The following is a 13,329-nucleotide window of genomic DNA, read 5'->3' as shown; positions in this document are numbered from 1 at the left end:
TCGCATGGCAGCCAATCTCCGCGTCCTGCGACGACGCATCCGGTCGACCAAGAACATCGCCCAGATCACCAAGGCGATGGAGATGGTCGCGGCGTCGCGCATCTCGAAGGCGCAGGCCCGCGTCGAGGCGTCGCGGCCCTACGCCGACGAGTTCACGCACGTGCTGCGGACGGCGGCGAAGGCGGGCGCGAGCGACCACCCGCTGCTGACGCCCCGCGAGGAGCCGAAGCGGGCCGCGATCGTCGTCGTGACGAGCGACCGCGGCCTCTGCGGCGGCTACAACGCCAACGTCCTGCGCGAGACCGAGCGGCTCATCCGCCGGCTCTCCGACGAGGGCAAGGAGTCGACGCTCTACGTCATCGGCGGCAAGGGCACGGCGTACTTCCGCTTCCGCAACCGCGAGATGTCGGGGCAGTTCACCGGCTTCTCCGAGGTGCCGGACTACGCGAACGCGGCCCACGCGGCCGACCACCTCACCGCGGCGTTCCTCGCCGGCGGCGAGAACGAGGTGTCGGTCGAGCACGACGACGACGAGCAGGGCGAGTCCGGCGGCGAGCGCACGGTCATGTTCCGCGCGCCGGAGGACGCCGAGGGCAAGCCGGGCGTCGACGAGATCCACGTCGTCTTCACCCAGTTCCGCTCGATGCTGACCCAGACCGCGATCGCGCTGCAGGTGGCGCCGCTGGACCTGGAGTCGGAGGAGGACGACGAGGGCTCGGAGTCGAGCTCGTCGTCGGAGGACTCCGACGGTTCGGACCGCGAGGCGGAGTACGCCTTCGAGCCCGAGCCCGAGGTCCTGTTCGACAGCCTGCTGCCGAAGTACGTGCGGGCCCGCGTGTTCGCCGCGATGCTCGACGCGGCGGCCTCGGAGTCCGCGGCGCGGCAGCGGGCCATGAAGGCCGCGACCGACAACGCGAACGACCTGGTCGACAACCTGGTCCGCGAGTCGAACCAGGCCCGGCAGGCCCAGATCACGCAGGAAATCAGCGAGATCGTCGGTGGCTCCGACGCGCTCGCCCAGTGAGCGAGCAGATCCCACGGGAGTGACCATGACCCAGTCCACCGCCACGGCCGAGTCCGGCCGCGACGAGCAGCAGTCCGGGGCCACCGGCCGGATCACCCGCATCCTCGGCCCCGTCGTCGACGTGGAGTTCCCGCGCGGCGAGGTGCCGGACCTGTTCAACGCCCTCAAGCTCCCGCTGGAGCTGAACGGCGAGACGAAGACCCTGACCCTCGAGGTCGCGCAGCACCTGGGCGACAACCAGGTCCGCACCATCTCGATGCAGCCCACCGACGGTGTCGTCCGCGGCACCGAGGTCCAGGACAGCGGCAAGCCGATCTCCGTCCCGGTCGGTGACATCGTCAAGGGCCACCTGTTCAACGCCCTCGGCGACTGCATGGACGAGCCGGGCTACGCCGAGGACGCCGAGCACTGGGGCATCCACCGGCCGCCGCCCCCCTTCGAGCAGCTCGAGGGCAAGACCTCGGTGCTCTGGACGGGCCTCAAGGTCGTCGACCTGCTGACCCCCTACGTCGAGGGCGGCAAGATCGGCCTGTTCGGCGGCGCGGGTGTCGGCAAGACCGTGCTCATCCAGGAGATGATCCAGCGCATCGCCCGGAACTTCGGTGGCACCTCGGTGTTCGCCGGCGTCGGGGAGCGCACCCGTGAGGGCAACGACCTCTGGGTCGAGCTCGACGAGGCGAACGTCCTCAAGGACACCGCGCTCGTCTTCGGGCAGATGGACGAGCCGCCGGGCACGCGCATGCGCGTCGCCCTGTCGGCCCTGACGATGGCGGAGTACTTCCGCGACGTGCAGGAGCAGGACGTGCTGCTCTTCATCGACAACATCTTCCGGTTCACGCAGGCCGGCCAGGAGGTCTCGACGCTGCTGGGCCGCATGCCCTCGGCGGTGGGCTACCAGCCGACCCTGGCGGACGAGATGGGTGAGCTACAGGAGCGCATCACCTCGACCCGTGGCCGGTCGATCACCTCGATGCAGGCGATCTACGTCCCCGCCGACGACTACACCGACCCGGCGCCGGCCACGACGTTCGCCCACCTCGACGCGACCACGGAGCTCTCCCGTGGCGTGTTCGCGAAGGGCATCTTCCCCGCCGTGGACCCGCTGACGTCGACGTCGACGATCCTCGACGCGCAGTACATCGGCGAGGAGCACTACCGCGTGGCCCGCGAGGTCATCCGCATCCTGCAGCGGTACAACGACCTCCAGGACATCATCGCCATCCTCGGTATCGACGAGCTCTCCGAGGAGGACCGGCTCACCGTCGGTCGCGCCCGTCGCATCGAGCGGTTCCTCGGCCAGAACATGTACGCCGCGGAGCAGTTCACCGGCGAGCCCGGCTCGACCGTGGACGTCAAGGACACCGTCGAGGCCTTCGACAAGATCGCGAAGGGCGAGTACGACAACGCCCCGGAGCAGGCCTTCCAGATGTGCGGTGGCCTCGACGACGTCGAGGCGAACATCAAGAAGTACTCGGAGTAGTCGTGGCCGAGATGCAGGTCGACGTCGTCGGCGTGGAGAAGAAGATCTGGTCCGGGACGGCCGGCTTCGTCTCCGCCCGCACGGTCGAGGGGTCGATCGGAATCCTCCCCGGCCACGAGCCGCTCATCGCGCAGCTGCGCGAGGCGGGCGTGGTCCGGGTGGACCCGACCGACGGCGAGCCCTTCCACGTGGCCGCGTTCGGCGGCTTCCTCTCGGTGACCGCGGAGTCGGTCACCGTGCTGGCGGAGCTCGCGGAACTGGCCTCCGAGATCGACGTGGCCCAGGCCAAGGACGATCTCCGCGAGGCCGAGCACTACATCGGCGACTCCGACGACCAGGAGTGGCGCGTGGCGCGCGACCGGGCCCGCGCCCGCCTCCAGGCCGCCGGGGAGTCGGTGGAGCAGTAGGGGCGCACGGAGGGTGCAGGACCGCACACGGGACGACGGCGTATGACGACCGGGGGGATGACGGTCGAGATCGCGCTCGTCGTCGTGGCGGCGGTCCTGCTCCTGCTGGCCCTCGTCGCGCTGCGTCGCCTCCAGTCGCTGCGCCGCGGCGGGGTCGACGTGGCCCTGCGCCGGGCCCTGCCGGTCGACGCGGTGTCCGCGGCCGACGACCAGCGCGGCTGGCACTCCGGGATCGCCCGCTACCGCGGGGACCAGTTCCGCTGGTACCGCGTGAGCGGGCTCCGGTCCGGCCCCAACGTGGTGCTCGACCGGTTCGAGGTCGAGATCGTCGACCGGCGCGCACCGCGACCGACCGAGCTGCACGCCCCCGGCTCGACGGTGCTGCGCTGCCGCACCGGGGAGGGCACCTTCGAACTCGCGATGGGCGCCGACGTCGTCACCGGGTTCTCGTCCTGGCTGGAGTCGACGCCTCCCGGCCGGTCGACCGGCTACCGCCAGGCGTCGTAACCCGCTCCGGAACGAGCGGCACTGTCGCGTATCGATGCTGCGGACGTGCCGTTCGCTCGTTCCCGGGGAGCCGTCGGACGGGCTCGTCCTGCTGCGCTTCAGCTTCCCCCGTCGCTGCGCTCGCCCGCTTCCGGCCCGCCCGGCACCCACAGGACGTCCCCGTCGGGGTTCGCGACCCGCCCGAGGATGAACAGCAGGTCCGACAACCGGTTGAGGTAGCGCGCCGGCAGCGGGCCGGTGCGCTCCGGGTCGGCCTCGAGCACCGCCCAGGTGCTGCGCTCGGCGCGGCGGCAGACGACGCGGGCCACGTGCAGGTAGGCGGCCCCGGGCGTGCCGCCCGGCAGGATGAACGAGTCGAGCTTCCCCAGCTCCTCGTTGAACTCGTCGCACCAGCCCTCGAGCCGCTCGATCTGCGCCTCGGTGACGCGCAGCGGGGGGTACTCGGGGTTCTCGACGACGGGGGTGGCGAGGTCCGCCCCGACGTCGAACAGGTCGTTCTGGACCTGGCGCAGCGGCCCCGCGACCCGCTCGGGCAGGTCCCCGACGGCGAGCGCGACGCCGATGGCCGCGTTGGTCTCCTCGGAGTCGGCGTAGGCGCCCAGCCGGGGGTGCGTCTTGGGGACCCGGGAGAAGTCGGACAGGCCGGTCGTCCCGTCGTCGCCGGTGCGCGTGTAGATGCGGGTGAGGTGGACGGCCATGCGCGGAGTCTAGGCGGCCCGGGCCCCGCCCCGGCGTCGTGCGTCCGGGCCCGGCCGGTAGCGTCGCGGGACGTGAACGAGCACTTCGTCGTCCGCCCGGCCGACTCCCTCTCGGGGACGGTGGACGTGGTCGGCGCCAAGAACAGCGTGCTCAAGCTGATGGCCGCGGCGCTGCTCGCCGAGGGCCGGACGACGATCACGAACTGTCCGCAGATCCTCGACGTCCCGCTGATGGGCGACGTGCTGCGCAGCCTCGGGTGCGAGGTCGTGATCGACGGCGACACGGTCGTCATCGACGTCCCCGCCGAGCTGAACCCGGAGGCCGACTACCGGTCGGTGTCGCGGCTGCGGGCGTCGGTCTGCGTCCTCGGCCCGCTGGTCGGCCGGTGCCGGCGCGCGGTGGTGCCGCTGCCCGGGGGCGACGCGATCGGGTCCCGCCCGCTGGACATGCACCAGGCGGGCCTGCGGCTGCTCGGGGCCCGGTCGGAGATCTCGCACGGCTGCGTGATCGCGGAGGCCGGCGGCGAGACACTGCGCGGCGCCCAGATCTGGCTGGACTTCCCGTCGGTCGGGGCCACCGAGAACATCCTCATGGCCGCGGTGTTCGCCGAGGGCACCACCGTGATCGACAACGCCGCGCGGGAGCCGGAGATCGTCGACCTGGTGCGGATGCTGCAGGAGATGGGCGCGAAGATCTCCGGTGGGGGCACGTCGACGCTCACCGTGCAGGGCGGCGCCGATCTCACCCCCACCACCCACCGCGTCATCGGGGACCGCATCGTCGGCGCCACCTGGGCGTTCGCGGCCGTGATGACCGGCGGCGACGTCACCGTGCGCGGCGTCGACCCGCACCACCTCGACCTGGTGCTCGACAAGCTGAGCCAGGCCGGCGCGACCACCGAGATCGTGCCGGAGGGCTTCCGGGTGCGGGTCGACGACCGGCCGCGCTCGGTGGACTGGGTGACGCTGCCCTACCCGGGGTTCGCGACCGACCTGCAGCCGATGGCGATCGCCGTGTCCGCCGTCTCCGAGGGCACGTCGATGATCACCGAGAACATCTTCGAGGGGCGCTTCCGCTTCGTCGAGGAGATGGTGCGGCTCGGGGCGGACGCCCGCACCGACGGCCACCACGCCGTGGTGCGCGGGGTGCCGCGGCTCTCCAGCGCCCCGGTGTGGGCCTCCGACATCCGGGCCGGCGCCGGCCTCGTGCTCGCCGGCCTCGTGGCGGACGGCGAGACCGAGGTCTGGGACGTCGCGCACATCGACCGCGGCTACCCGCTGTTCGTCGAGAACCTCCGGGCCCTCGGCGGCGACGTGGAGCGGGTGAACGCGCCGCCGGTGCGCTGACGCGCATGTGAGCACTTTCCGTGGCTGGCGCCACGGAAAGTGCTCACATGCGCAGCACCACCCGCGCGTCGTCGGCGTCGCCGGGGAAGACGAGCAGGTTCCAGCCCTCCTCGCCCTGCGCGATGGTCGCGCGCACCTTCTCGCGGGCCAGCCGGGCCGCGAGCACCTCGGCGGCCTCGCGGGTCGGCACCGTCGCGACCGTCTCGAGCAGCCCGACGTCGCCACCCCGGCTGGGCAGCGCCCCCGACGGGCCGGAGCCGAAGGTGTAGCGCAGGAAGCCCGCCAGCAGGATGACGGCCGCGATCGCCGTCAGGATCTCGCCGATGGAACCCACCACGGGTCCATCGTGACCGATCCTGTGAAAAGCAGCATGTGCAGCGCCGACGCGACCCGCCGGTAACCTCGGCGGGTCCGGTCCCTGCTCGGAGGTTCACCCATGCCGTACCCGACCGACGACTCGCGTGACCGCCCGTGGGTCATGCGGACCTACGCCGGGCACTCGTCCGCCAAGGCGTCGAACGAGCTGTACCGACGCAACCTGTCCAAGGGACAGACGGGCCTGTCGGTCGCCTTCGACCTGCCCACGCAGACCGGGTACGACCCCGACAACGAGCTCGCCCGCGGCGAGGTCGGCAAGGTCGGGGTCCCGGTGTCGCACATCGGGGACATGCGGGCGCTGTTCGACCGGATCCCGCTGCACGAGGCGAACACCTCGATGACGATCAACGCGACGGCGATGTGGCTGCTCGCGCTCTACGTCTCGGTGGCCGACGAGCAGGCGGTCGCCGACGGGCGGGACCCGCAGGCGGAGCGGGCCAAGCTGGCGGGCACCACCCAGAACGACATCGTCAAGGAGTACCTCTCGCGCGGGACGTACGCGTTCCCACCCGGGCCGAGCGTCCGGCTGATCACCGACATGATCGCGTGGACGGTCTCGAACGTCCCGAAGTGGAACCCGATCAACATCTGCAGCTACCACCTGCAGGAGGCCGGGGCGACGCCGACGCAGGAGGTCGCCTACACGATCTCCACCGCGATCGCGGTGCTCGACGCCGTGCGCGACTCGGGGCAGGTGCCCGAGGCCGACTTCGGCCGCGTCGTCGGCCGGATCTCGTTCTTCGTCAACGCCGGGCTGCACGTCATCGAGGAGATCTGCAAGCTCCGGGCCTTCGCGCAGCTCTGGGACGAGCTCTGCCGCGAGCGCTACGGCGTCACCGACGAGAAGATGCGCCGCTTCCGCTACGGCGTGCAGGTCAACTCGCTCGGGCTCACCGAGGCGCAGCCGGAGAACAACGTCCAGCGCATCGTGCTCGAGATGCTCGCGGTGACGCTGTCCAAGGACGCCCGCGCCCGCGCCGTGCAGCTCCCGGCCTGGAACGAGGCGCTCGGCCTGCCCCGGCCCTGGGACCAGCAGTGGGCGCTGCGCATGCAGCAGGTGCTCGCCTACGAGACCGACCTGCTCGACTACGACGACATCTTCGCCGGCTCCCACGTCATCGAGACGAAGACGGCGTCGATCATCGAGGGTGCCCGCGCCGAGATCGCGAAGGTCGCCGAGATGGGCGGCGCGGTCGCCGCCGTCGACTCCGGCTACATGAAGTCGCAGCTCGTCAGCTCGCTCGCGGCGCGCCGGATGCGGCTGGAGTCCGGCGAGGACACCGTCGTCGGCGTCAACAAGTTCACCTCCACCGAGCCCAGCCCGCTGCAGGCCGAGGGCGCCGACGCGATCTTCGTGGTCGACAAGGAGGTCGAGGCCCAGGCCCGGGAGGCCGTCGCCGCGTGGCGGGCCGACCGCGACGAGGAGGCCGTACGGGCCGCCCTGGAGCAGCTCACGACGGCCGCGGGCGGCACGGACAACCTCATGGACGCCACGCTCGCCTGCGCCAAGGTCGGCGTGACGACGGGGGAGTGGGCCGGGGCGTTGCGCTCGGTCTACGGCTCGTACCGCGCCCCGACCGGGGTGACCGCGGCCTCGTCGTCGGGATCGGCCGCGCCGGGCTCGGAGACCGCCGACGGCGAGCCGACCGAGCTCGAGCAGGTCCGCGAGCGGGTCCGGCAGACCGCCGCCGACCTCGGGGTGTCCGCGCTGCGCATGCTGGTCGGCAAGCCCGGGCTCGACGGGCACTCCAACGGCGCCGAGCAGATCGCGGTGCGCGCACGCGACGCCGGCTTCGAGGTCATCTACCAGGGCATCCGCCTGACGCCGGCCGAGATCGTCGCCGCGGCCGTGCAGGAGGGCGTGCACGTCGTGGGGCTCTCGATCCTCTCCGGCTCGCACCTCGAGGTGATCCCGGCGGTGCTCGACGGGCTGGCCCGCGCGGACGCGGCGGACATCCCGGTGGTCGCGGGCGGCATCATCCCGCCGAAGGACGCCGAGCAGCTGCAGCGCCTCGGGGTGCACCGCGTGGTGACGCCCAAGACGTACTCGCTCACGGGGATCATGGGCGAGTTCGTGGACGTGATCCGTGAGGTGCACGGGTTGGACCGGGGCGAGCACAGCGACGGGGCGGCCGTCGGCCAGACCGCCCAGGCCTAACCGGCCAGGCGGAAGGTGTCCCGGGCCGTCGTCAGGAAGGCGGCGTCGCGCAGCGGGTCGTCGGTCGAGGCCGTGACGATGCACGCGCGGCCCGGGCCCGCGAGCGCGGACACCTGCTGCACGGTGAGCACGCGGCCGTTCGACACGGTGCGGTAGGTCCCCGCCACGCGGGGACCCGCCGGGCCGGTGGCGGGCAGGACGCCGAAGTCGGGGGCGCCGACCGGACCGACGCTGCGCTCGACCGCCTCCCGTGCCTCGGCCGCGAGCTGGTCCAGGTCCTGCGCCGGGACGAGGGTGCAGTACCCGCCGGCGGTCGGGGAGTAGCCCTGGCGGCGGTCGATGGCGAGGACCCCGACGCCGCGCTGCAGGGCCTCGCCGAGCGCCGGGACCGCGAGGGCCTCGGGGGCGGTGACGGGCACGTCGACGAACCGCGCCGGCACCTCGACGGTGAACAGCCCCCGTGCGGGCGTGAGCACCCGGGTGTCCGTGGGGTCGGGGGTCGCGGCGCTGCTCGTCGGCGGGACGGCGGTCGGCGCGGCCGTGGAGCAGCCCGCCGCGGCGAGGACGGCGGCGAGGACGAGCAGCAGGCGGCGCATGCCGAGATCGTGACCGGCGGCCCGTCGTCGTGGTGGCCGTTTCGTCCAAGCCGTTTCCCGACGGCGGGTGCGGTCAGCTCGACGCCCGTGGGCGCGAGAGGACCCTCAGGGGGCCGGACGGGGTGTCCAAAGCCCGCTGCGGGTCCGCTCGCCGTCGGGACGGGGCCTTCCGGTCGGCCGGGAGCCCGACGAGCGACGTGTCGAGGGTGGCGTCAGCCGCCGTCGTCGTCCTTGTTCTCGCCGCGGCGCTTGAGGAACGAGAAGCCCGGGATGCCGTCGATGGCGTTGCGGAGGTCCTTCGTCACCTCGAGCAGCTCGTTGAGGTCCGGGCCGACGCGATCGAGGGTCTCCAGGATCGGGAGGATGTCGGTGGTGAGGTGGTGGGCGAGGGCGGGCAGCTCGTCGACCAGCGCGATGGCCGCGTCGATCTCCTCGGGGGCGAGGTCGTCGACGAACTTCTGCGCCAGCGGCGCGGCCCTCTCCAACATCGGGCGGTAGAGGTCGATCAGCTCCTGGGCGCTGCGGCTGGCGTTCCCGGCCGTCGTCAGCACCTCCTCCGCGCCCGCCGTGATCTCGCGTGCCGAGCCGACCACCTCGTTCGCCCCGGAGGTGATCTCGCGCGCCGAGCCGACGACCTCCTTCGCGCCGACGGTGATCGACCGCGCGTCGTCGACCACCGAGGAGGCGCCGGAGGTGATCTCGCGGGCGGAGTCGACGACCTCGTTCGCTCCGGAGGTGATCGACCGCGCCTGGTCGACCACCGACGAGGCGCCCGAGGTGATGGTGCGTGCCTGGTCGACGACCTCGTGAGCGCCGGCCGTGATCTCCCGGGCCGACCCGACCACCTCGTTGGCCCCGCCGGTGATCGACCGCGCCTGGTCGACGACCTCGGTCGCCCCGGTCGTGATCTCCCGGGCCGACCCGACCACCTCCTGGGCGCCCGAGGTGATGGTGCGGGCCTCGCCGATGACCCCCTCGATCTCGCCGACGATGCCCTCGGCGCGGTCGAGCAGGCCGTCGACCCGGGTCGCGATCCCGTCCAGCCGGCCGACGAGCCGGGTCACCTCGCCGAGCAGCGCGCCGACCTGCTCCGGCAGCCGGGCGCCCACGGCGGCGACCTCCGCGGTGAAGGAGAGCGCCTCGGACGGGGTGGGCACGGCCAACGGACCGAGGCGCACGAGCGGCATGACCACAGTGTTCCCCGTGTGATCAGGGACCGGCGGTACCGATTCCGCGGACGCCACGACGCGGCGTTCCTGCCACTGGACGCCGGCAACGACGCTTTCCTGCCACCCGGCACGATCAGCGACCCGACAACAACAGGAGCGCGTACGCCGCGATCGACTGGGCGTCGGTGATCTCGCCGGTCCGGACCATGTCCTCGAACTCGCCGCGCCGGACCCAGGCGGCGCGCATGTCGGCCTCGGTCTCCTCGCGGTCGGGCTCGCCGGGGACGAGGTCGGTGGCGAGGAACGCCCGGCCGCGCTGCGAGGAGAGCCCGGGCGCGACGTCGAGCAGGCCCAGCGGCTGCCACGTCCGCGCGGTCAGGCCCGTCTCCTCCTGCAGCTCACGGACGGCGAGCTCGGCCGGGTCCATCTCGGCGCGGTCGGGGGCCGTGCCCTGCGGGAACTCCCAGCGGCGCAGCCCGATCGGGTACCGGAACTGTTCGACCAGCATCATCGCGTCGCCCTCGAGGGCGATCACCAGCGCGTAGTGCGGCTTGTCGACGACGCCGTAGACGCCCGGCGAGCCGTCCGGACGGACGAACGTGTCCTCCCGGATCGTCATCCACGGGTTCGTGTAGATCTCGCGCGAGCTGGTGGTCTCCACACCCCGCGATGATCCACGAACGGCGTCTGGAACCCTCGGGTCCGTGCGTCTCGTCATCGCCCGCTGCACGGTCGACTACGCGGGCCGGCTCACCGCGCACCTGCCCAGCGCGACCCGGCTCCTGCTCGTGAAGGCCGACGGGTCGGTGAGCATCCACGCCGACGACCGGGCCTACAAGCCGCTGAACTGGATGAGCCCGCCCTGTTGGCTCACCGAGGAGTACGGGGCGAGCGGAGCGACGGGGGAGCGCTCGGGCACGTGGATCGTCCGGAACAAGGCGGACGAGACGCTGACGATCACCCTCGAGGAGATCCAGCACGACTCGACCCACGAGCTCGGCGTCGACCCCGGCCTGGTCAAGGACGGCGTCGAGGCCCATCTGCAGGAGCTGCTGGCCGAGCACGTCCACACCCTCGGCGACGGGTGGACGCTCGTCCGCCGCGAGTTCCCCACCGCGATCGGCCCCGTCGACCTCCTCTGCCGCGACCATGACGGCGGGTCGGTGGCGGTGGAGATCAAGCGTCGCGGTGAGATCGACGGCGTCGAGCAGCTCACCCGCTACCTCGAGCTGCTCAACCGCGACCCGCTGCTCGCCCCGGTGCAGGGCATCTTCGCCGCGCAGCAGATCAAGCCGCAGGCACGCGTGCTCGCCACCGACCGCGGCATCCGCTGCGTCACCCTGGACTACGACGCCCTGCGCGGCATCGAGTCCGACGAGTTCCGGCTGTTCTGAGGGCGAGCGGAGCGACGGGGAGAGGATGCTGAACCGGTGCGCCTCCCGCCCATCCGCCGCACGCCGAAGCGGCAGGTCCTGCCCGCCGAGGTGGGCGGCGAGTGCGTCTTCTGCGCGATCGTCGCCGGGCGGGCGGAGAGCAGCCCCGTTGACGACGACGGGGTGGGACCGGTCGCGTTCCTCGACCTGCAGCCCGCGGTCGAGGGCCACACGCTCGTCGTCCCGCGGCGGCACGTCCCCGACCTGGCCGGGCTCACCCCGGAGGAGGGCGCGGCGATGTGGGAGCTCGGCCGTCGGGTGGCGGCCGCGGCCCGCCGTGCCGGCCTCGCCGACGGCGTGAACCTCTTCCTCGCCGACGGCGCGACGGCGGGGCAGGAGGTGTGGCACGTCCACCTGCACGTTCTGCCGCGGGCGCCGGGCAGCGTGCTGCACCTCGACGCCGCCCGTCCCGCCGAGCGGCCCGCGCTGGACGTCACGGCCGCCCGTCTTCGTGACGCACTCGCCTGAACGGTGTACCGACGAGTAACGTCCGGCACATGACGAGCACGGCAGCGCGGCCCTCGAACGACACCGGACCAGCGTCGACCTCGGGGACGACCTTCGACTCCCTCGACCCGCGGGACGGCTCGGTCATCGCGACCCACCCGGTCCAGGGCCCCGACGAGGTCAAGGCCGTGGTCGACCGCGCCCGCCGCGCGGCGCAGTGGTGGGCCGACCTGGGCTTCGACGGCCGCCGCGACCGGCTCGGCGCGTGGCGCAAGCTGCTGATCGAGCGCACCGACGAGCTCGCGGAGCTGGTGAGCCGCGAGACCGGGAAGCCGCTCGACGACTCGCGGCTCGAGGTCGTCCTCGTCATCGACCACCTGCACTGGGCCGGCAAGCACGCGAAGGCGGCGCTGGGCCGCAAGCGGTTCGAGGCCGGCGCGCTGATGGTCAACCACCGGGCGACGATCGAGTACCGCCCGCTCGGCGTCATCGGCGTGCTCGGGCCGTGGAACTACCCGGTCTTCACGCCGATGGGCTCGATCGGCTACGCGCTGGCGGCCGGCAACGCCGTCGTCTTCAAGCCCAGTGAGCTGACGCCGACCGTCGGGAAGTGGCTCGTCGACTCCTTCGCCGAGGTGCTGCACCGCACCGACGGCTACGGCGAGGGCCTGTTCTCCCTCGTCACGGGGGAGGGGGAGACGGGTGCGGCGCTCTGCCGGGCCGGCGTCGACAAGGTGGCGTTCACCGGCTCGACGGCGACCGCGAAGAAGGTCATGGCGACCTGCGCGGAGACGCTGACGCCGATCCTCGTCGAGTGCGGCGGCAAGGACGCCCTGCTCGTCGACCACGACGCCGACCTCGACGACGCCGCGGCCGCCGCGGTGTGGGGCGCGATGTCGAACGCCGGGCAGACCTGCATCGGCGTGGAGCGGGTGTACGTCGTCGAGTCGGTGGCCGAGGAGTTCCTCGACAAGGTGGCCCAGCGGGCGGCGAAGCTGCACCCGGGAGGCGAGCCCCGCTCGGTCTACGGCCCGATCACGATGCCGAGCCAGCTCGACGTCATCTCCGGGCAGATCGACGACGCGCTGTCCAAGGGCGGCCGGGCCGTCCTCGGCGGCCGCGAGTCGGTGCGGGCGCCCTACGTGGACCCCGTGGTGCTCGCCGACGTGCCGGAGGACTCGACGGCGGTCACCGAGGAGACGTTCGGCCCGACCGTCGTGGTCAACCGCGTCCGCGACATCGACGAGGCCGTCGAGCGCGCCAACGCCTCGAAGTACGGGCTGGGCGGCTCGGTGTTCGCGAAGAAGCGCGGCTACGAGATCGCGCGGAAGCTGCGGGTCGGCATGGTGTCGGTGAACGGGGTCATCGCGTTCGCGGCGATGCCGTCACTGCCGTTCGGCGGGGTGGGCGACTCGGGCTTCGGGCGCATCCACGGCCGCGACGGGCTGCGGGAGTTCACGCGGGCGCTGGCGGTCTCCGAGCGCCGCTTCAAGAGCATCAACGTCATGACGTTCGACCGGCCAGGCTGGGTGGTCAAGCTGCTGTCCGTGCTGGCGGGCGTCATCTACCGACGGAACCGGTAAAGCGCGCGGAGGGGTGCGTCACGTGCGGGGCGGAGGGGTAGGGCCCACGTCCCGCGCGTGCCACGATCGCCGCAATCAGCAATGTCGCCGACGAAGGGACGA

At 72.5% G+C, this 13,329-nt stretch carries 14 protein-coding genes; 9 read left to right on the top strand and 5 right to left on the bottom strand.

The genetic code is table 11. The annotated features are described in order from the left end of the window. The first annotated feature begins 4 nt into the window (after positions 1–4). The 4 genes from A3CO_RS0125170 to A3CO_RS0125155 are packed head-to-tail and all read left to right on the top strand — an operon-like array spanning position 5 to position 3,418. Entirely contained in the window at positions 5–1,024 is a 1,020-nt protein-coding gene (locus A3CO_RS0125170; protein WP_018335031.1) for a F0F1 ATP synthase subunit gamma, read from the top strand. Positions 1,025–1,049: 25 nt separating this feature from the next. After that, positions 1,050–2,504, top strand: a complete 1,455-nt coding sequence (gene atpD / locus A3CO_RS0125165) for a F0F1 ATP synthase subunit beta (RefSeq protein WP_026204990.1) — start codon at positions 1,050–1,052, stop codon at positions 2,502–2,504. A gap of 2 nt (positions 2,505–2,506) precedes the next feature. Further along, on the top strand, positions 2,507–2,911 hold the full coding sequence (locus A3CO_RS0125160) for a F0F1 ATP synthase subunit epsilon (protein WP_018335029.1): 405 nt from the start codon (positions 2,507–2,509) through the stop codon (positions 2,909–2,911). A 42-nt stretch (positions 2,912–2,953) separates the two neighbouring features. Beyond that, entirely contained in the window at positions 2,954–3,418 is a 465-nt protein-coding gene (locus A3CO_RS0125155) for a DUF2550 domain-containing protein (protein WP_018335028.1), read from the top strand. 98 nt (positions 3,419–3,516) lie between these two features. Here the strand turns inward: A3CO_RS0125155 and A3CO_RS0125150 are convergent, their stop codons facing one another. Beyond that, positions 3,517–4,116 carry a cob(I)yrinic acid a,c-diamide adenosyltransferase gene (locus A3CO_RS0125150; protein ID WP_018335027.1) on the bottom strand — a complete coding sequence of 200 codons (600 nt, stop codon included), beginning with the start codon at positions 4,114–4,116 and terminating at the stop codon, positions 3,517–3,519. 72 nt (positions 4,117–4,188) lie between these two features. On the opposite strand from A3CO_RS0125150, the gene murA reads away from it, so the two are divergent. Continuing rightward, positions 4,189–5,463: a UDP-N-acetylglucosamine 1-carboxyvinyltransferase gene (gene murA, locus A3CO_RS0125145; RefSeq protein WP_018335026.1), complete on the top strand. Its 1,275-nt coding sequence runs from the start codon at positions 4,189–4,191 to the stop codon at positions 5,461–5,463. 43 nt (positions 5,464–5,506) lie between these two features. Here murA and A3CO_RS0125140 read toward each other — a convergent pair whose 3' ends face one another. Then, the gene (locus A3CO_RS0125140) at positions 5,507–5,800 is read right to left on the bottom strand and encodes a hypothetical protein (RefSeq protein ID WP_018335025.1); all 294 of its coding nucleotides are present in this window, start codon (positions 5,798–5,800) and stop codon (positions 5,507–5,509) included. Between the two features lie 99 nt (positions 5,801–5,899). On the opposite strand from A3CO_RS0125140, the gene A3CO_RS0125135 reads away from it, so the two are divergent. Then, complete coding sequence (locus A3CO_RS0125135; RefSeq protein ID WP_018335024.1) at positions 5,900–7,999, top strand: protein meaA; 2,100 nt, start codon at positions 5,900–5,902, stop codon at positions 7,997–7,999. On the opposite strand, the gene A3CO_RS0125130 is transcribed toward A3CO_RS0125135, so the two are convergent. The 3 genes from A3CO_RS0125130 to A3CO_RS0125120 all read right to left on the bottom strand — a co-directional run bounded on the left by A3CO_RS0125130 (position 7,996) and on the right by A3CO_RS0125120 (position 10,425). Further along, positions 7,996–8,595, bottom strand: coding sequence for a hypothetical protein (locus A3CO_RS0125130; protein WP_018335023.1), 600 nt, complete (start codon positions 8,593–8,595; stop codon positions 7,996–7,998). The genes A3CO_RS0125135 and A3CO_RS0125130 overlap by 4 nt on opposite strands. 212 nt (positions 8,596–8,807) lie before the next feature. Then, positions 8,808–9,782 (bottom strand): methyl-accepting chemotaxis protein, encoded by a 975-nt coding sequence (locus A3CO_RS36320; RefSeq protein ID WP_018335022.1) that lies wholly within the window; start codon positions 9,780–9,782, stop codon positions 8,808–8,810. A gap of 115 nt (positions 9,783–9,897) precedes the next feature. Next, the gene (locus A3CO_RS0125120) at positions 9,898–10,425 is read right to left on the bottom strand and encodes an NUDIX domain-containing protein (protein ID WP_018335021.1); all 528 of its coding nucleotides are present in this window, start codon (positions 10,423–10,425) and stop codon (positions 9,898–9,900) included. 43 nt (positions 10,426–10,468) lie between these two features. On the opposite strand from A3CO_RS0125120, the gene nucS reads away from it, so the two are divergent. The 3 genes from nucS to A3CO_RS0125105 are packed head-to-tail and all read left to right on the top strand — an operon-like array spanning position 10,469 to position 13,227. After that, entirely contained in the window at positions 10,469–11,158 is a 690-nt protein-coding gene (gene nucS, locus A3CO_RS0125115) for an endonuclease NucS (protein ID WP_018335020.1), read from the top strand. 36 nt (positions 11,159–11,194) lie between these two features. Next, positions 11,195–11,665 carry an HIT family protein gene (locus tag A3CO_RS0125110; RefSeq protein WP_018335019.1) on the top strand — a complete coding sequence of 157 codons (471 nt, stop codon included), beginning with the start codon at positions 11,195–11,197 and terminating at the stop codon, positions 11,663–11,665. 29 nt (positions 11,666–11,694) lie between these two features. Then, positions 11,695–13,227: an aldehyde dehydrogenase family protein gene (locus tag A3CO_RS0125105; protein ID WP_018335018.1), complete on the top strand. Its 1,533-nt coding sequence runs from the start codon at positions 11,695–11,697 to the stop codon at positions 13,225–13,227. Positions 13,228–13,329: the final 102 nt, after the last annotated feature.

Source organism: Actinomycetospora chiangmaiensis DSM 45062, assembly GCF_000379625.1.
GTDB classification, from domain to species: domain Bacteria; phylum Actinomycetota; class Actinomycetes; order Mycobacteriales; family Pseudonocardiaceae; genus Actinomycetospora; species Actinomycetospora chiangmaiensis.
The sequence above is the reverse complement of the archived record's forward strand: the minus strand, read 5'-3'. Positions and strand labels throughout refer to the sequence as shown.